General features: G+C 44.7%; 18 protein-coding genes. 2 read left to right on the top strand and 16 right to left on the bottom strand.

Translation table 11 applies throughout. The features are described 5' to 3' along the window. Positions 1-39: 39 nt before the first annotated feature. Positions 40-1,317 (bottom strand): histidine--tRNA ligase, encoded by a 1,278-nt coding sequence (gene hisS / locus A3GY_RS0105715; protein WP_018030454.1) that lies wholly within the window; start codon positions 1,315-1,317, stop codon positions 40-42. Positions 1,318-1,471: 154 nt separating this feature from the next. On the opposite strand from hisS, the gene A3GY_RS0105710 reads away from it, so the two are divergent. Further along, the gene (locus A3GY_RS0105710; protein WP_018030453.1) at positions 1,472-2,248 is read left to right on the top strand and encodes a Cof-type HAD-IIB family hydrolase; all 777 of its coding nucleotides are present in this window, start codon (positions 1,472-1,474) and stop codon (positions 2,246-2,248) included. Positions 2,249-2,277: 29 nt separating this feature from the next. Here the strand turns inward: A3GY_RS0105710 and A3GY_RS0105705 are convergent, their stop codons facing one another. Next, positions 2,278-4,803 (bottom strand): YhgE/Pip domain-containing protein, encoded by a 2,526-nt coding sequence (locus A3GY_RS0105705; protein WP_018030452.1) that lies wholly within the window; start codon positions 4,801-4,803, stop codon positions 2,278-2,280. 129 nt (positions 4,804-4,932) lie between these two features. On the opposite strand from A3GY_RS0105705, the gene A3GY_RS0105700 reads away from it, so the two are divergent. Beyond that, entirely contained in the window at positions 4,933-5,496 is a 564-nt protein-coding gene (locus tag A3GY_RS0105700) for a TetR/AcrR family transcriptional regulator (protein ID WP_018030451.1), read from the top strand. A gap of 50 nt (positions 5,497-5,546) precedes the next feature. Here A3GY_RS0105700 and rpsD read toward each other — a convergent pair whose 3' ends face one another. The 14 genes from rpsD to pstC form a co-directional block, all read right to left on the bottom strand. Next, positions 5,547-6,158, bottom strand: a complete 612-nt coding sequence (gene rpsD / locus A3GY_RS0105695; RefSeq protein WP_018030450.1) for a 30S ribosomal protein S4 — start codon at positions 6,156-6,158, stop codon at positions 5,547-5,549. Between the two features lie 195 nt (positions 6,159-6,353). Beyond that, positions 6,354-6,704, bottom strand: a complete 351-nt coding sequence (locus A3GY_RS0105690) for a VOC family protein (protein WP_018030449.1) — start codon at positions 6,702-6,704, stop codon at positions 6,354-6,356. Between the two features lie 103 nt (positions 6,705-6,807). Beyond that, positions 6,808-7,080, bottom strand: a complete 273-nt coding sequence (locus A3GY_RS0105685; protein WP_018030448.1) for a Veg family protein — start codon at positions 7,078-7,080, stop codon at positions 6,808-6,810. 15 nt (positions 7,081-7,095) lie between these two features. Continuing rightward, a complete protein-coding gene (gene dnaB, locus A3GY_RS0105680) occupies positions 7,096-8,460 on the bottom strand; it encodes a replicative DNA helicase (protein WP_018030447.1) in 1,365 nt (454 codons plus the stop codon). A 30-nt stretch (positions 8,461-8,490) separates the two neighbouring features. Then, a complete protein-coding gene (gene rplI, locus A3GY_RS0105675; RefSeq protein WP_018030446.1) occupies positions 8,491-8,943 on the bottom strand; it encodes a 50S ribosomal protein L9 in 453 nt (150 codons plus the stop codon). 1 nt (position 8,944) lies between these two features. Further along, a complete protein-coding gene (locus A3GY_RS0105670) occupies positions 8,945-10,915 on the bottom strand; it encodes a DHH family phosphoesterase (protein ID WP_018030445.1) in 1,971 nt (656 codons plus the stop codon). Between the two features lie 93 nt (positions 10,916-11,008). Next, on the bottom strand, positions 11,009-12,904 hold the full coding sequence (mnmG, locus tag A3GY_RS0105665; protein WP_018030444.1) for a tRNA uridine-5-carboxymethylaminomethyl(34) synthesis enzyme MnmG: 1,896 nt from the start codon (positions 12,902-12,904) through the stop codon (positions 11,009-11,011). Positions 12,905-12,906: 2 nt separating this feature from the next. Further along, entirely contained in the window at positions 12,907-13,368 is a 462-nt protein-coding gene (locus A3GY_RS0105660) for an NUDIX hydrolase (protein WP_018030443.1), read from the bottom strand. 151 nt (positions 13,369-13,519) lie between these two features. Continuing rightward, a complete protein-coding gene (locus A3GY_RS0105655; protein WP_018030442.1) occupies positions 13,520-14,131 on the bottom strand; it encodes a MarC family protein in 612 nt (203 codons plus the stop codon). A gap of 39 nt (positions 14,132-14,170) precedes the next feature. Next, positions 14,171-15,292, bottom strand: coding sequence for a tRNA 2-thiouridine(34) synthase MnmA (mnmA, locus tag A3GY_RS0105650; RefSeq protein WP_018030441.1), 1,122 nt, complete (start codon positions 15,290-15,292; stop codon positions 14,171-14,173). A 241-nt stretch (positions 15,293-15,533) separates the two neighbouring features. After that, entirely contained in the window at positions 15,534-16,187 is a 654-nt protein-coding gene (phoU, locus tag A3GY_RS0105645; protein WP_018030440.1) for a phosphate signaling complex protein PhoU, read from the bottom strand. A gap of 23 nt (positions 16,188-16,210) precedes the next feature. Then, positions 16,211-16,963: a phosphate ABC transporter ATP-binding protein PstB gene (pstB, locus tag A3GY_RS0105640; protein WP_018030439.1), complete on the bottom strand. Its 753-nt coding sequence runs from the start codon at positions 16,961-16,963 to the stop codon at positions 16,211-16,213. A 3-nt stretch (positions 16,964-16,966) separates the two neighbouring features. After that, positions 16,967-17,782 carry a phosphate ABC transporter permease PstA gene (pstA, locus tag A3GY_RS0105635; RefSeq protein ID WP_018030438.1) on the bottom strand — a complete coding sequence of 272 codons (816 nt, stop codon included), beginning with the start codon at positions 17,780-17,782 and terminating at the stop codon, positions 16,967-16,969. Beyond that, positions 17,775-18,635, bottom strand: a complete 861-nt coding sequence (gene pstC, locus A3GY_RS0105630; RefSeq protein WP_018030437.1) for a phosphate ABC transporter permease subunit PstC — start codon at positions 18,633-18,635, stop codon at positions 17,775-17,777. Before pstC ends, pstA begins: the two co-directional genes overlap by 8 nt. Between the last annotated feature and the right edge of the window lie 75 nt (positions 18,636-18,710).

The following is an 18,710-nucleotide window of genomic DNA, read 5'->3' as shown; positions in this document are numbered from 1 at the left end:
CATCTGCTATCAAACCAAGCTGACAATTTTTCGACTTTATTAAAATAAGTTGGCCGCTATAGCCTGAAAATCCTTCTTCAAATCTTCCAGACTGACACTAATTTCTTCCCGCGTCTGGTTATTCTTAAGTTTTGCTTGACCTGTCGCCACTTCACTCTCTCCCAGTGTCAGTAGTAATTTTGCCTGAAAAGCATCCGCTGACTTAAACTGAGCCTTTAGTTTACGGTTAAGATAATCTCGCTCTGCTGAAAAGCCTTGCTGGCGGAGCGCTTGAACAATCTCTAAAGCTGGCGCATTCGCAGCTTCTCCAAGAACAGCCACATAAACATCTAAGCTTCGATCTACTGGCAAGTCAATGCCCTGTTTGTCAAGAATCAGCAAAAGGCGCTCTAAACCAAGACCAAAACCAAAACCTGGCGTTTCAGGACCACCAAAATAGTCCACCAGACCATCATACCGCCCACCAGCACAGATGGTCAGCTCTGACCGATCGATCTTCGTTATAAACTCAAAAATCGTGTGATTGTAATAATCAAGACCGCGCACCATATTGGTATCAATCACATAAGGAATCTTGAGGGTTTCCAGCATCTCCTTAACGGCCTCAAAATGTTCCTGACTCTCTTGATCCAGATAATCCAGTATTGATGGGGCATTCTCCACTGCCGCTTTATCCTCTTTTTCCTTAGAATCCAGCACCCGCAAAGGGTTTTCTTCCAGACGGCGCTGAGAATCCTTGGATAGCTTTTCCTTCATAGGCGTAAGGTAGTCAATCAAAGCCTGGCGATAAGCGGCTCTGCTGGCGCTGTTTCCCAGACTGTTTAGGTGCAGGGTCACATCCTTAATCCCTAAATCCCTGAACAGCTGGTAAGCCATAGCCATGGTCTCAACATCTGTCGCAGGATTTGACGAACCAAAACATTCCGCTCCAAGCTGATGAAACTCTCTGAGACGGCCGGCCTGAGGACGCTCATAGCGAAACATAGAGCCAACATAAAAGACCTTGACAGGCTTTTGGACTTCTGGGGCAAAGAGTTTGTTTTCCACATAAGAACGAACAACAGGAGCTGTCCCTTCTGGACGCAATGTAATGTGCCGTTCCCCCTTATCGTAGAAATCATACATTTCCTTAGTCACAATATCGGTACTGTCCCCAACCGATCGGCTGATGACCTCATAATGTTCAAACATCGGCGTTCTGATTTCACCGTAATGATATTTTTGAAACGTTTCACGCGCAAACTGTTCCACATACTGCCATCTAAGGCTTTCTTGCGGCAGAATATCTTGGGTACCTTTTGGTTTTTGTAATTTCATAAGCAATCCTTTTTCCTTAGTCCTCCTTATTTTACCACAAATAACTGCATTTAACGACTATATCTCTCGTGTAAACGATGCTCTCTTGCTCCACGATAAAGACAGACCAAGCAAGCCCCCTTACAAAAAATGATCCTTATGTTAAAATGAAGTTATGACATATAAAGGATTAGTATTTTTTGACCTCGACGGTACCTTACTGGATGATAAGTCTCAAGTCTCAGCTGACAACAAGCGCGCCTTGGATCAGCTACGCCAAAATGGCTATCTCCCGATTATCGCAACCGGCCGATCTATTGCCGAACTTGGGGATGTCTTAGAACAAGCCGAGATTTCTTCGGTTGTGATGATGAATGGCATGGCCATTTATAGTGATGGGAAAGAGGTCTTTTCAGAAACCATTGCAACCGAAACGATTGAAAAATTAATCAAAACAGCTCGTGATTTAGGGGAAGAAATTGCCTACTACACACCTACTGAAATTGTTCTTTCAGGTAACTGCCAAGGACTCACCGATCATTTCGTTCATTTTGACGGCTCTCAGCCTCAGGTTGATTCCGATTTCTACCGGACAACTGCCATCAATATGCTGCTGGTTGGAACTGCTGATAAAAGCCATGATGCCATTTACCACGAGAGAGTTCCTGAACTACATTTTTTCCGCAACAGTCCTTATTCCATTGATGTGACCAAATTGGGGGTCGACAAAGGAACGGGCGTAGCTCAAATGAAGCAGGTTCTAGACCTTACTGATCTTCCCACTTATGCCTTTGGAGATGGGCTTAATGACCTGCCTCTTCTCAAGGCCGTCGATTTCCCCGTTGCCATGGCCAACGCTGTGCCGGAAATCAAGGCTGCGGCATCTTATGTGACGGGGCACCACCTAAAAGACGGTATTCGTCAAGGTCTTCAGCACTTGGGACTCATCTAAAAAGCGGTGTTTTTCAACATCGCTTTTTCCTATGCCTGATTCTCAAGTTGCTTTTTCACGATAAAGAAACCGAGAACCATAGAAAGAAGGAGGTATGCCGTTAAAACAAGGCTGTCCTGTCCAATGCTGCCTGACAGAGAGATCGTCTCTCTCAGTCCTGCCACACTATAACTCATGGGTAGCCACGTGTGGAGCTTTTGAAAAATGGGGCTTGACAAGACGACAGGATAAGTCCCTGCACTAGACCCTAGCTGCAGAAGCAGGAGAATCAAAGCAGCAAAGGCGCCAAATCGCTTATCCCAAGTGACCAGAGCTGTCACCAATGTCATAAAGGTCAGACTAGTCAGGAGTGTCAGAAGAAGCGTTTTTCCTTCAAAATTAGCCTGCAAGCCCAGAAGATGAACGCTAAAGTAAAGGATGGTAGCCCCTAAGACCGCGATACTTCCATTAACCACCAGTTTTTGCTGGATCCAAGCAGACATGGTCTTAGCCTTCTTGCCTGATAGGGACTCTCTGAAAATGGTATTCGTCGAAATGGCCATAACCATCAAGGCTGCAGACATCATATAAGGCGCCATACCTACTCCATTTGTTTTAACATTATCCCTATCGGTATGGTTCAGTTTAACAGGATTAGACAGAGTTTGCGCATTACGAGAATCTGTTGAGACGACAGATAATCTTTGATCAGCCTCTGAAAGTGCCGTTGACAGCTGTTGGCTGCCATCACCGAGACGACTCAGACCAGTTACCAAACCATTACTGCCCTGTGCTAACTGATTTGCACCCGTAGCCAACTGGCTGGCACCTGACGAGAGCTTTTCAGAGCCGGTAACCAACTGGCCTGACTGGCTATCTAAGGTAGATGCTCCTGTCTGAAGCTGGCTGCTAGCGGTCAGAAGCCGACTGTTTTCAGAAGCCAGCTGATTGACCCCGCTATTAATCTGGCTGAGTCCATTGGTGTAAGCAGTCACCCCAGTCAGCAATGCAGCCGTACCGCCAGCATAAGCCTGGCTGAAGCTGCTTGATCCCGTTGACAACTGGGAAGCAGCTGGAAGAACTGTTGTCGATAAGGCTGTACTTGCTTGATTAAGCCCTCCTGATAGTTGCGCTAAACTGCTGGCCGCAGCCGGCAGTAAAACAGCCGAAGACTGGGCCAGCTGATTAACCACCGAAGCATTAGACTGGGCGGTTGTCTGCAGGGGACTAATGCTGGTCTGAAGACTAGCCACATTATCAAGAACTGCCTGTGCCTGAGTAAGAACATCCGCACTGACTGCTGAAGTGTTCGTAGTGGTTACGGTTGTTGAGGTTTCCGTTGGGACTGCCGCCAAAGCATTCGTGATTTCAGCTTGCTCCTCTGCCGATAAGGACTGATAAGCAGCTGTCCCTTGAACAGCCGTCAGAGCTGTTTCTTGTGGGGAAACACCTGTATTTGTCGTTGTGGTCGTGCTCCCCCCATCTGTCGGTGTTCCCGCATTGATAATGGTTTGTGCAGCTGTCGTTATAGCCGTCAAATAAGAAGAGACATCTGTACTTGAAGCGGCCAGACTGCTGTTATAGGTCTGAATAGCCGTATTCAGAGCAGGCAGGTTCTGTATGAGGAGGTTGATTTGCTCTGTCTGTTCAGGGGTTAGACTGCTTGCTGTCGCCAAAGCGGTTAATCCCTTCTCCAATTGGGCTGTTCCTGTCGCCAACTGGGAGACTTGACCAGATCCTTGACTTAAGAGACTGGCTCCATTAACCAAACTTTGTGAGTTCTGATTTAACTGATTGGTCCCTGCTGCCGCTTGCGACACGCCTCCTGTATAGGTGGTAAGACCTGGTGAAAATTGGTTCAAACCAGCAGACAGCTGACTCACTCCAGATGTATAGGTACTTACACCTGCAGTATAAGTTCCTGCCCCTTGGGTCAGTGTGCTCGCTCCACTAGATAGGGCACCTAAACCAGTCGTTAATTGTTGCCCTCCTGCCGCTAACGTTAGCGAACCGTTGCTAAGGGTCGTTCCCGCAGAAGCAGCGCTTCCCAAACCTTTCTTTAAGTCTGTCATGCTCTTGAAAATAGCATCCGTATAAGTTTCTGAAATATTCTTGCTCACAGAAGCCTGCAGCGACTTCATGGCTGATTCTCCCATTTTAGACGCTACAAAACTATGCCCCTTGGAAGTCTGATAGGTAATTTCCAATCTTTCGGGATTCTGACTTAAAATGGAGCTGGCCTTGGCAGATAAATTATCAGGCAGCAGGATCATCATATAATAATCCCCTGATTTCAATCCCTTTTCTGCCTTTTTCTGACTGACAAAATGATAATCCAGCTCTTTATTTTTAGACATACTGTCAACCATATTTTGACCGATAGCCAGCGTGTTTCCTTGGTAGCTGCTGGCCCGATCCTGATTGACGACGGCAACAGGCAGTTTGGAAACATTGCCATAAGGATCCCACATAGACCCTAAAAAAATCACATTGTATAAAGCCGGTACTAAGGCAATACCAATCATGGTAATCCAGAGTATCGGCTTTTTAAGCAAGGCTTTTATTTCGTCTAACATTTTCTCTCCTTTTACACACACTGTCTAATATGATACAATAATATATTATACAAGTTGAAACTGTTTTGACAAGTTTTCAAAACCAATTTTAGACAGTCTGTATAATTTTGTACAAAGGAAATGAAACGAATGACGAATCCCAAAAAAGAACAGACCAAACAAGTCTTAGAAGCCACCTTGGCTCAGCTGCTGGAAAAACAAAGTTTTGACGATATCAGCACGACTCAGCTGGCCGCCGCAGCCAAAATCAGCCGAAGCGGTTTTTATACCCATTACAGAGACAAGTATGAGCTGATTGAGCGCTATCAGCAAAGACTTTTTAATCAGCTGGAATATATTTTTGACAAGCACACCGACAATAGTCAAGGAGCCGTTCTTGAAATCTTTGAGTTTCTAAATCGGGAACCTCTCTTTGCTGCCCTGCTATCTCGAAACGGCAGCCGAGACATTCAAGATTACATCAAAAATAAGTTTAAACGCCTGATGTTAAATGATATCCAAGATACTGACCGTGCTTTGTCACGCGGCTTCCGACATAACCTGCAGGAGAAAAAACTCTTTCCGTCTGAGATTGAGTATGGGGCTGTTTTTCTGGTCAATGCCCTTTTTGGTGTCTGTCAGAGATGGATTGAAGGAGGAAAAAAGGAAAGTCCCCAGCAAATTACCGACGTCATTTTTAAAATGATGACCTAAAAAATCCACCCCGGATGAGGTGGATTTTTTGTTTTGGAACTGGTGTCCAATTAAAGCATTTTGTTGTAGAATTCAACGACAAGCGCTTCATTGATTTCTGGGTTGATTTCATCGCGTTCTGGAAGGCGAGTCAATGACCCCTCAAGTTTTTCAGCATCGAAAGATACGAAAGCTGGACGTCCTAATGTCGCTTCAACAGCTTCAAGGATAGCAGGTACTTTAGCTGATTTTTCACGAACTGAGATCACTTGGCCGACTTCAACACGGTAACTAGGGATATCAACGCGTTTACCGTCAACAAGAATGTGCCCGTGGTTTACAAATTGACGTGCTTGACGACGAGTTGTTGCCAATCCAAGGCGGTAAACAACATTATCAAGACGACGCTCTAAAAGGAGCATAAAGTTGTAACCAAGGATACCGCCCTTAATTTTAGTTGCCTGAACGAACAAATTACGGAATTGTTTTTCTCCAAGTCCATAAGTGAAACGCAGTTTTTGCTTTTCAGCTAACTGCAAACCGTATTCAGACAATTTGCTGCGGTTGTTTGGTCCGTGCTGTCCTGGGACGTAGTTACGGCGTGCTAATTCTTTACCTGTACCTGTAAGAGACAAGCCTAGGCGACGTGATTGTTTCCATGATGGTCCTGTATAACGTGACATGTTATCAGTCCTCCTCTAAATTAAAATAGTTTGAGGAAATAACTCTTTGGTAAATCCTAGTTCGTGCAGATGCCCTTCGCCTAAACAGCCAAGGTTACTTATCTTAAGACACCTGTTGACGAGCTCTATATTTACTTGCTGTTATTTCACACGAAGTTTAGTATAACATAGAAAAAAGGCTGTGTAAAGCCTTTTTTATTTATCTGACCAGACTGCCAGCTCATTGCCGGACGGATCTATAAAATGAAAGCGGCGGCCACCTGGGAAATCAAAAATATCACGGCAAATATTGCCGCCAGCAGCCTTGATGTTTTGAAGGCTGGCTTCTAAATCATCCGTGTAGACGACGGGTAAAGGTGCCCGTTTTTCCGAAGTTAGGGCAATACCGCTCGCCAGACCGCTGGACTGAGTATCCACATACTCATCTCCCCACTCTTGGTAGGACCATCCAAAAACCGTCTCATAAAACTGGCGGTTTGCTTGCAGGCCTTCTTGACTCCCTGCTGAGAATTCGAGGTAATCAATATGATTTGGGGTATGCGTCATAAACATCTCCTATACTTTTTATAATGAGAACACCTTTCTCAGTTAGTTGACAATCTTTACAGGTCTGTCAACTTAGAAAACGCCCCTATTGGACTTCGTTTCACTAGTCAAAGTATCGAATCAAGGTCTTTTCCGTTAAAATATCAGAATAAGTGTAGGATTCGACATAGGTATTATCAATTTCACCAGGTGCCGAAGCCTGATCTTGATACTCCACAATAAAAAGGGAAGGGTAGACTTCAATGAGCCGCCCAATTTTATTCTTTTCACGTTTACGGCCATTCTCAAGCGTCAGCTCCACCTCTTGTCCTTCATGGGCTTTGATTTCTTCTTTGATTTTCTTCATTTTTGCGACATCTGCAAATGCGTCACTCATGTAATGCTTCTCCTCTTATCGTTCTTCATAGTTGCTGGCAATGCTTGAAAATTTATTATATTCTTTTTGGAATATCAATTTCACGGTTCCACGCGCACCAGACCGATTTTTTTCCAATATGACTTCAATGGTATTGTTTTCTATTTGATTCGGATCCTCTTTTTCGCCGCGCTCATAATAGTCATCTCGATATAAGAATGCTACAATGTCGGCATCCTGCTCAATAGAACCAGATTCACGAATATCAGAAAGAACCGGCCGTTTATCCTGGCGCTGTTCCACACCCCGGGAAAGCTGACTTAGCGCAATGACAGGCACTCTTAATTCCTTAGCCAGTATTTTTAACTGACGAGAAATATCGGAGACCTCCTGCTGACGATTTTCCGGCCGCGTTCCTGTAATGAGCTGGAGGTAGTCAATCACGATGAGTCCCAGACCATCTTCGAACTCCTGAGCCAGCTTACGAGCCCGCGCTCGGATCTCTGTAACTTTGATTCCCGGCGTGTCATCGATATAGATCGGAGCATCTGCCAAATTTCCTTGCGCCAAGGTGACACTTTGCCAATCCTCAGGTGTTAGCTGACCTGTCCGCAGGCGATGAGAGTCAACCATGCCTTCGGCGGCCAGCATCCGATCAACCAGACTCTCAGCCCCCATTTCAAGGGAGAAGATAGCGACAGGACGCTTCATTTTCGTTCCCACATTTTGGGCAATATTCAAGACAAAAGCTGTCTTACCGACAGCAGGGCGAGCAGCCAGAATAATCAGCTGATCTGGGTGTAAACCAGTGGTAATCTTATCTAGATCTCGAAAGCCCGTTGCAAGACCAGTAATATCTGAGGTTTGTTTGGCACGAACTTCCAGATTTTCATAATTAAGGGCGAGGACGTCTGCGATACGGCGAAAACCGCTGCGGTTATGGTGCTCATTGATGTCAACAAGTGCCTTTTCAGCTCTTGCAATAACATCTTCTGAGTCAGTACTGCCCTCGTAAGCCTCGTTGACCGTTTCCGTCAGGCGGCTGATAATCCTCCTCAGCATAGCCTTCTCAGCGACAATCTGAGCATAGTATTCCGCATTGGCACTGGTGGGAACGCTGCTGACCAATTCTGCTAAATAAGACAGACCTCCAATATTTTGCAGGTCTCCCTGACTATCTAAAATCGCACGGACTGTGGTCGCATCAATGGCTTCGTTTTTATCACTTAGGCTAATCATAGCCTTGAAAATGACACGGTGGGCGTATTTGTAAAAATCGTCTGCCTCGATGTATTCTCTGACGGAAATCAGCTTATCCGGAGCAATAAAGATAGACCCCAAAACAGACTGTTCTGCCACTAGATCCTGGGGCTGCACTCTCAGTTCTTGCGCATCTGACACGTCCTCACCTCCTTGCTTTTCATGATGTGTCTAGGCTTCCTTAATCTGTAATTTAATCTGAGCATCAATATCTTTATGTAACTTGACCGGCACCTCAATCAGACCAATGGCACGAATCGGATGGTCTAAGCTGATGTGGCGTTTATCAATCTTTATCTGAAATTGCTCTGCCAAGGCTTCCGAAATCTTTTTAGCTGTAATGGAGCCAAAAGTGCGTCCGTCAGGACCCACTTTCTCTGTAAATTGAACGCGTGTGCTTTCCTTGTCTAGTAAATCTTTGGTAGCTTGAGCTTCAGCAAGCAGCTCTGCAGCTTGCTTATTGGCTGCTTTTTGCTTGCCCTTTTCAGCACTAATAGCTTGACTGGTCGCCTCTTTTGCCAAATTCTTTTTCAGGAGAAAATTTTGAGCATAACCTGTCGGAACTTCCTTGATTTCTCCCTTTTTCCCCTTACCTTTAACATCTGCTAAAAAAATAACCTTCATCTTAACTTTCCTCGTTTTCTTTTAATTCATCAGAAATTTGCTCCAACAATAAGCTCTGAGCCTCTTGTGTTGTCACTCCAGATAGCTGACAGGCTGCCAGATTAAAGTGACCGCCGCCGCCTAGATTCTCCATAATACGCTGAACATTGATTCGGCTGCGGCTGCGAGCTGAAATCGCAATTTCCCCACTAGTGTTTTTACTGATGACAAAACTTGCCTCTATTCCCGCCATATTGAGCAGGGTGTCTGCGGCCTGACTAGCCACAACATTGCTATATGTTTTTTCATCTGCCCCCACAGCCAGCAAGATCGTTGGAAGAACCCGCTCGCCTCGCAAAATGAGTTCATTGACAGCCCGATATTCATCAAAATCTAAGGCTGAAATTGTCTGGATTTCCGTACTGTCGCTGCCCAAAGTCCGAAGATAGCTAGCCACATCAAACGTTCGGCTGGTAATCCGAGTGGAAAAATTCTTCGTATCCAGCATAATCCCCGCCATCACGACACTAGCCTGAACCTTGGTCAGCCGCTGCTTGCCATTTTGAAATTGAAGAAGTTCCGTTACCAATTCGCTGGCGCTGCTGGCCCCGCTCTCAATAAAGCTGAGAACCGCATTTTTCGGATAATCCTCAGCACGACGATGATGGTCAATCACAATAACTTCAGCAAATTGATCGTAAAAATCTCGCGACAGGGTCAAATCAAGCTTGGAGTGGTCTACCATAACCAAGAGAGACTCTGATGTCACCTTGCCCATGGCTTCGGACAGGGTTAATAAATGAGATGCAGAATCTTTTTGGAGACTGTCAATTGCACGTCCAATATCATGATTCATGCAGTTTTGATCATAGACAGTATAGGCATCGTCAATCAGATTGCTGGCGAATACCTGCATCGCAACACTGGAGCCCAAGGCATCCATGTCTAGATTTTTGTGACCGACCACAAAAACCTGATCAGCCATTTTAATCTTATCGGATATGGCTGTCATCATGGCTCTCGTTCTTGTTCGAGAGCGCTTGACTGTCGAAACCGAACCGCCGCCAAAGTAGAGAGTCTCTTTGGAGTCCCCGTTTTCTCTGATGACAACCTGATCTCCTCCACGAACCAAGGCCAAATCAAGATTCTTTTGCGCCAGTTGACCGATTTGGCTATAGTGGGCCTGACCAAAAGAAATCCCCATACTGAGCGTCAAGCCCAATTCCTGCTCCTGAGCCTCTTTGCGGAACTGCTCGACAATATCAAACTTACTGTCGATGAGCCGCTCTAAAACACTATAATCTGTGAAAAAGTAGAAGCGATCCATATTGACCCGACGGTAAAAGAGATCTCTCTTCCGGGCAAATTCTGAGATAAAGTTGGCAATAAAACTGTTAATCGTTGAGACTTCCGCATCGGACATAGAGCTGACAATATCATCATAGTTATCAATAGAGATGATGCCGATGACTGGCTGCTGCGCCGAAACCTCTTTCTGGGTCTCATCTTCTCTTGCAATATTGAAAAAGTAGAACATACCGCTGTCCATATCTACATCGACAGCATATTTATTATCTTCAATTTCTAAGGTCTGATCGACCGCCCCGTCTTTCTTATGCTGGATAATATCACTGATGAAATCACTGTCAATATCCCCGTTTTCATCCGCAAAAATCAATTCCGCATAGGGGTTAAACCATTCTATTTTTTCAGTCTGGGGATCAAACTGAATGACGCCTACGGGCATTTGGTCCAGCAAAGTAACTAAATTATCTTCAGCCTGGCTATTAACTAACTCTATTTGTTCTAATTCTGAAATCTCGTAGGTTTCTTTTTGATAATAAAATAGGCCGACAACTGCCAGGCAGGTCAAAAAGACGATAAACATTAAAGCAGGAGATTCTTTAAAAACACGCATACTTAGAGCTAAAATCCCAAAAAGGATCATCCCAATCATAATGAGATGGCTAGTTGCAAAACGAAATCTTTTCATTTAGTAAACCTCTTAAGCTTTGATTATACCATACTTTCCCTCTAAAATATAGGGGCAATGTAGGGTTGAAGCAAAAGACTTCGGGCTCAAAAGCTACTTTTTCTTAGCCCCTCTTTTACCCTCCAGATAAACCATTAGGATTGAAATGTCAGCAGGATTGACGCCCGATATCCGACTGGCCTGTCCGATGGTTTCAGGGTTGATTTTCTTAAATTTCTGACGAGCTTCTGTTGCAATCGAATCCAGAGCATCCCAGTCCATGTTTTGGGGAATTCGTTTCTCTTCCATCCGCTTCATTTTAGCCACCTGATCAAGGGCTTTTTTAATATAGCCTTCGTACTTAATTTCGGTCTCTAAGAGCTCGATGACCTTGCTATCCAAATCTTCCGCCGCAGGACCAATAAAACGGACAGCGTCTTGATAAGTCACTTCGGGACGGCGCATAAATTCTTTGGCTGTCACAGCATCTGTCAGAGGCTTGAAGCCCATTGCAGACACTTTTTCATTGGTTTCAGCAACAGGTTTTAATTTAATGGTCTCCAAGCGCTTGAGTTCATTGTCAAACTGATTTTTTCTGATTTGAAAGGCTTGATAGCGTTCATCATCCACCAAACCGATCTGACGGCCGATTTCTGTCAGGCGCATATCGGCATTATCATGACGCAGGATAAGACGGTATTCCGCACGGCTGGTCAGCAGGCGATAAGGTTCCAAGGTGCCCTTGGTGACCAAGTCATCAATCATCACCCCGATATAGGCATCGCTGCGTTTTAAAATCAGCTCTGGTTTTCCCTGAATCTTAAGCGCCGCATTGATCCCAGCTACAATTCCCTGACCGGCAGCTTCCTCGTATCCCGAAGTGCCGTTGGTCTGACCCGCTGTAAAAAGACCAGAAATCACTTTGGTTTCCAAAGTTGCCCGAAGCTGATGCGGCAACACAATATCATACTCAATCGCATAGCCCGTCCGCATCATCTCCGCCTTTTCCAATCCTCTGATGGAGTGGAGCAAGTCTTTTTGAACGTCTTCTGGCAGGCTGGTAGAAAGGCCCTGAACATAGACTTCTTCTATGTCACGACCTTCAGGCTCTAAGAAAAGCTGATGGCGATCCTTATCGGCAAAACGGACAATCTTATCCTCAATAGACGGACAGTAGCGTGGCCCGACCCCCTTAACAATCCCTGAAAACATCGGTGCCCGATGGAGGTTGGCGTTGATAATAGCATGACTGTTTGAATTGGTATAAGTCAGCCAGCATGGAATCTGATCTTTAAGATAAGCGGCATCTTTAGATAAAAATGAAAAATGGTTGGGCTGAGAATCCCCAGGCTGAATTTCGGTTTCCTCATAATTGATGGAATTAGCCTTGATACGCGGCGGAGTTCCTGTTTTAAAACGGCCAATTTCAAGACCCAGCCGGCGCAGATTGTCCGCCAAGGTCACCGAGGCCAGACTGTTGTTGGGGCCAGATGAGTATTTTAATTCTCCTAAGATAATTTCGCCGCGCAAAGCTGTTCCGGTTGTCACCACAACTGCCTGGGCGCTGTACTTCTGATTGGTTGCGGTTTGTACCCCAACCACTCTCCCATCTTCCACCAAAATATCATCAATCATGGTCTGACGAAGGGTTAGGTTTTCCTGCTGTTCAACCGTATGCTTCATGTTTCGGGCGTAAAGTGCCTTATCTGCCTGAGCACGCAGGGCACGGACTGCCGGCCCTTTCCCAGTATTAAGCATTTTCATCTGGATATAGGACTGGTCAATGTTTTTGCCCATCTGACCGCCAAGAGCATCAATCTCACGAACCACAATCCCCTTGGCAGAACCGCCAATTGAAGGGTTGCAGGGCATGAAAGCCAACATTTCAAGACTGATGGTCGCCAGCAAAGTTTTGCAGCCCATCCGGCTAGCCGCCAAAGCTGCTTCAACCCCAGCATGACCAGCTCCAATCACAATGATGTCATAGTTTTCGGCGAATGTATGTGTCACGATTAATTCCTTTCTTTATCTGTATTCATATAGTGTTGTAGCTGCCCGTCCCATACCGCTAAGGCTGTCTTTAGAAAAGAGGTATTAAGGTCTAACTTGACTAAATCTGAAAAAGCGACCCATTCACACCGTCTTACAGAGCTGCCTTCTTCCAATTGACCGGCCGGTTCAGCAAGGGGGGTCAGCAGATACTGGAACTCAATCTGATGATAGGAGTTCCCATCCAACTCAAATTGGTTTTCAACAACAAAAGCTAGAGGGCCTACCTGGACATCAATACCAATTTCTTCCTTTATCTCCCGTCTAACAGCGTGCTCGGTTATCTCACCAACCTGAACAGCTCCACCTAATGTATAGTATTTACCTTCTGGTGATTTTACCAGATAAAGCTGATTATCCCTGACTAATAAGCCTGTCGCACGAACGCCAAATGACTGATTATTGATGACTGTCCGAAAATCCATTAGCCCCTCTTTCTCAACAAAAATAGCCAAAACTCTCGAAAATTGTATGTCAAAAAGACCTACAATTCTCATGAGCTTTGACCATCATGATTAGTGTTACATTTATTTTAGCAGAATTTCATAAAAAGTCAATGTCCAGACAACTCCGTTTCTATGATAGTGAGAAGGCTCCCTTGATACCCGCAATAAGCATCTGAATGCCTATTGTGGTCAAGATAAGTCCCATCATCCTAGTCACAAGACCCATAAAGCTTTGGCCTAAAAACTGAGAGATTTCTCGCGCACTAAGCAAAAGGACATAGGTTAGCAGGCTAAGTAGAGCAAAGGCTGCTATGGTTATGACTTGGTTGGTAAAACCGCCATGAGACAAGGTAATTGCAGTTGCAATAGTTCCGGGGCCTGCAAATAATGGCATGGCCAGAGGTGATATAGCGACAGCCAAAGGATCCTCGTTAGTTTGAGGTAAATTCTTTGAAGCAGGTGAATGGATGCCGTTAATCATGTGATACCCAATCAAGGCTACTAAAAGACCGCCTGCAATGCGCAGGGCATCAACAGTAATACCAAATAGCTGAAAGATATAATGGCCACTAATCACAAAAGTTAAGATAATGAAAAAGGCCAATAGGAGACTCTTCCTTGCGATTTTTCTTGAAATTTTTTGATCGTCATCAGCCACCAAGGCCATATAAGCAGGTAAATTTGAGATAGGATTCATGATGGCAAAAAAAGCCATAAAGACCAAAATAAACTTTGAAAACATCATTAACTCTCCTAGTATGATCTTGACACCCTTGTCAACCTAAATATACTGACAAACCTCTTCGCCTTGATAAGCGTTGTCAATCAAGCCACCACCCAAGCATTCCTGTCCATCATAGAAAACAACAGCCTGTCCTGGCGTGATAGCTCTTTGTGGTTCTGCAAAAATCACTTCCGCCTTATCGCCTTTTACCTTGACAGTTACTTGACTATCTGGTTGACGATAGCGAAACTTGGCAGTACACTCCAATGTAAACTCCTTAGGCATATCATGTGTAAAATGTACCTGACTAGCTGTCAAGCTAGTTGACATGAGTGCGTCATGGTAAAAACCTTGACCGACATAGAGGATGTTTTTAGACAGGTCTTTACCAACAACGAACCACGGCTGGTTGTCCCCACCATGCTGACCGCCAATGCCTAGACCGCCACGCTGACCAATCGTATAATACATGAGTCCAGCATGCTCTCCCATATCTCTGCCATCTACTGTCAGCATACGGCCAGGCTGAGCTGGTAGGTACTGACTGAGAAAAGCCTTAAAATTCTTTTCCCCGATAAAGCAAATGCCTGTGGAATCCTTCTTTTTGGCTGTCGCTAGGCCAGCTCTTTCAGCAATCTCCCGAACTTGCGCTTTTTGCAAATGCCCAAGGGGAAACATGACCTTTTGCAGCTGATCCTGTGATAGTTGGCTAAGGAAGTAGGTCTGATCCTTGCCATTATCTGCGCCGCGCAGCATGTGAACTGTACCATCTTCATCACGTGACACTTGCGCGTAATGACCAGTCGCCACATAATCAGCGCCCAATGTCATGGCATAGTCAAGGAAGGCCTTGAACTTAATTTCTTTGTTGCACATGACATCTGGATTAGGGGTTCGACCAGCACGGTATTCAGCAAGGAAGTATTCAAAAACACGATCCCAGTATTCTTTTTCAAAGTTGACAGAATAATAAGGAATACCAATCTGATCTGCCACTGCAGCGACATCCTTATAGTCCTCAGTCGCAGTACAGACTCCAAATTCATCAGTGTCGTCCCAATTTTTCATGAAGACACCGACCACATCATAGCCCTGCTCTTTCAGCAATAGAGCGGTCACCGAAGAATCAACACCGCCACTCATGCCGACAACAACACGTGTGTTAGAGTTATCACTCATAGTTTTTCTCCCATCAAATAAATAGTTGGAAAGTCCAGTAGCATTGCCCAGCAATCCAGTCTTACTTTCCAGTGGTATGTTATCAAGAAATAACGATTTGAAGGTCGTCTTTCAAAATTCAAAAAACGATTTGAAGGTCGATTTTGAAGCACTAAAGTGCAAGACATATTATAGCACAAAATGCCAACAAAAGATAAACCCCAGCCTCTTTGGACTGGGGGAGTCGTTACATTAGATATGGTCAATCAAATTCGACAAGATGACCTGTCTGAATATAAACAATCCGTTCGCAGACATTGGTTGTGTAGTCTGCAATTCTTGCCAAATGGCGGGCAATAGAACGGTACTGTGTCCCAACCAGAATCATATCCTGATTGGCTTGCATTTCTGTCAGGTTGAGTTTAGAAATAGCTTTCATATAAGAATCTACCTCTGAATCAATCAGCGAGATGGCACGCGCTTCTTTTTCATCCCGATTTTGAAAAGCTGCCACTAAGCGTTTCAACATATCAAGAACCAGATCTGCCATAGCTACAATCTCTGCTTCAATCTTGTCATAAGACTGGTGGTGCTCCAGTTTAACAACCGATTTGGCAATAGAGGCTGCGTGATCCCCAATACGTTCCAAATCTGAGCAGGCCTTCATAATCGAAATAACCAGGCGAAGATCTGTTACTACCGGCTGCTGCAGGGCCAAGAGACGGGCACAGGTTAGCTCAATATCAATTTCTTGTTGGTTGATCTCTTGATCCGACAGGATAATGGACTTGGCCAGTTCAATGTTTTGTTTTTTAAAGGCAGAAATCGCATCTTCTAAACTGTAATAGGCCATGCGGCTCATGTCAATAAAGCTGACTTCAAGTTGTTTCAGTTCGTGCTCAAATTCTTTTCTCATGATGGGTAAAATTCCTCCAACGGTTATCCAAAGCGGCCAGAGATATAATCTTCGGTCCGTTTATCTTTAGGGGTGGTAAAAATAGTCTCCGTCTTGTCAAATTCACAAATCTCTCCAGTCAGAAAGAAAGCTGTGTTATCAGAAATCCGGCCAGCCTGCTGCATATTATGCGTCACGATGATGATGGTGTAATCCTTTTTTAAATCGCGAACCAAATCTTCAATTTTAAGCGTTGAAATAGGATCAAGTGCCGAGGTTGGCTCATCCATCAATAAAATATCGGGCTCTACGGCAAGCGCACGGGCGATGCAAAGACGCTGCTGCTGACCGCCTGAAAGTGACATAGCACTCTTTTTAAGATTGTCTTTGACCTCATCCCAAATGGCAGCTCCTTTTAGGCTTTTTTCAACCAAGTCATCCAATGTCTTTTTGTCCTTGATGCCGTGTGTCCTTGGACCATAAGCGACGTTGTCATAGATAGACATGGCAAAGGGATTGGGCTGCTGGAAAACCATACCAACCCTCTTTCTAAGGTTGTTGAGATTAAATTTCTTGCTGTAAATATCCTGACCATCCAATAGAATCTGACCATCAATCCGACAGCCCGGAACAAGATCGTTCATTCGGTTCAGAGACTTTAAAAAAGTCGATTTGCCGCAGCCAGACGGTCCAATCAGGGCTGTTACCTGATTGGCTGGCAAATCAATCGTAATGCCTTTAAGTGCCTGGAAATCACCATAGTAAAGATCCATATCCTTAATTGTAAATGTTCCCACTTTTTATCCTCTTCCTTTGCTAAATTGTTTTGACAATGAGCTTGACAGTAAATTGATAATCAAGACCGTCACAATGAGTATAACACCTGTTGCATAGGCCTCTTTGACGTGTAAACCTTCGCTTGACAGCACATACATGTGTAAAGCTAATGATCGGCCAGATGACAAAAGACTCGTTGGCATGTTCGTTGAAGTTCCCAGCGTGTACATGAGAGCCGCTGTCTCTCCGACGATACGCCCTATTGACAGAATCACTCCAGACAATATCCCCGGTGTTGCAACCGGCAGAACAATCTTAAAAATCGTTCTCAGTTTGCCGGCACCTAGACCAAAGCTGGCCTGCCTCATACTGTCTGGTACTGATAAGAGTCCCTCCTCAGTTGCTCTGATGATGACTGGCAGCACCATAATAACGGAGGTAAGAATCCCAGAAACCAAAGAATACTGAAAACCTAGAAAGGTAACGAAGAAGAGCATTCCAAAGAGACCAAAAACAATGGAAGGGATTCCCGACAAGGTGTCCGCCGCCAGACGAATCAAGGTAACTGCTCGTGATTTTTTATGGGCATATTCGACCAGGTAGAAACCGGAGAAAACGCCGATAGGTACTGCAATTAACAGAGAGCCGGCCACTAAAATCAAGGTCGTGATGATGGCTGGCATCAGCGAGACATTATCGCTGGTATAATGCCAAGAAAAGAGCGACGGAGACAGGCTCGGAATCCCCTGAAACAAAATAAAACCAATGATCAGAGAAAGCGATCCGAAAGTCAGAAAGGCAAAGGTATAAACAAGACTTCTAATAATATATTTACTCATTTGTTTTTCCTTTCATGTAAGCAAAACCGGCATTGATGAAGAGAATGAAGATAAAGAGAACAGTGGCGGTCGCAATCAAAGCATCACGATGCTCCCCTGAAGCATAGGCCATCTCCAAGACAATATTGGTCGTCATTGTTCTGGTTCCTTCAAAAATTCCCTGTGGGATTAACGGCTGATTTCCTGCAACCAAAATAACCGCCATGGTCTCCCCGATAGCACGGCCAATCCCAAGAATAATTGATGAGATAATCCCTGACTTAGCTGCCGGAATAACCACTTTTAGAATACTTCTCTCATGGCTGGCACCAAGAGCCAGACTTCCTGTATAGTAGGAAGCTGGGACAGATCGTATGGCAGATTCTGATAAGCTGATAATCGTTGGCAAAATCATGATCCCCAAAAGGATAGAGGCTGTAAGAATACTCAGCCCATTCCCCGAAAAGGTCCGAATCCATGGGACCAGAAGCTGTAAACCGAAGAATCCATAGACAATTGAAGGAATGGCTGCCATCAAGTTAACCGCTGGTTTTAATAAACGATAAAGTTTTTCGGGACAAAAATAAACGAGAAAAATCGAGGTAAATATACCAGTAGGGACCCCAATAAGCATCGCTCCAATCGTAATGGCAACGGACCCTACAATCATGGGTAAAATCCCATACGATGCAGGATTATTTGATGGAGACCAGTTCTCTCCAAATAAGAAATTACTAACCCCATAATTAGCAATGAAGGGCAGGCCATTCATAAAGATAAAAATACAAATAACGATGATGGCAAGAACAGAAGTTGCTGCACACAAAAAGAAGATGTATTTAAAAAGACCTTCAACCAATGCTTGTTTCTTCAAGACTCTTTTCCTTTCAAGAAGAGCCTAGAAAAGAACTTCCTAGACTCTTATCTGATCATAATGACTAATGTTATA

The organism is Streptococcus ferus DSM 20646 (assembly GCF_000372425.1).
In the GTDB taxonomy this organism is placed as follows: domain Bacteria; phylum Bacillota; class Bacilli; order Lactobacillales; family Streptococcaceae; genus Streptococcus; species Streptococcus ferus.
This window is presented reverse-complemented; position numbering and strand designations above follow the sequence as displayed.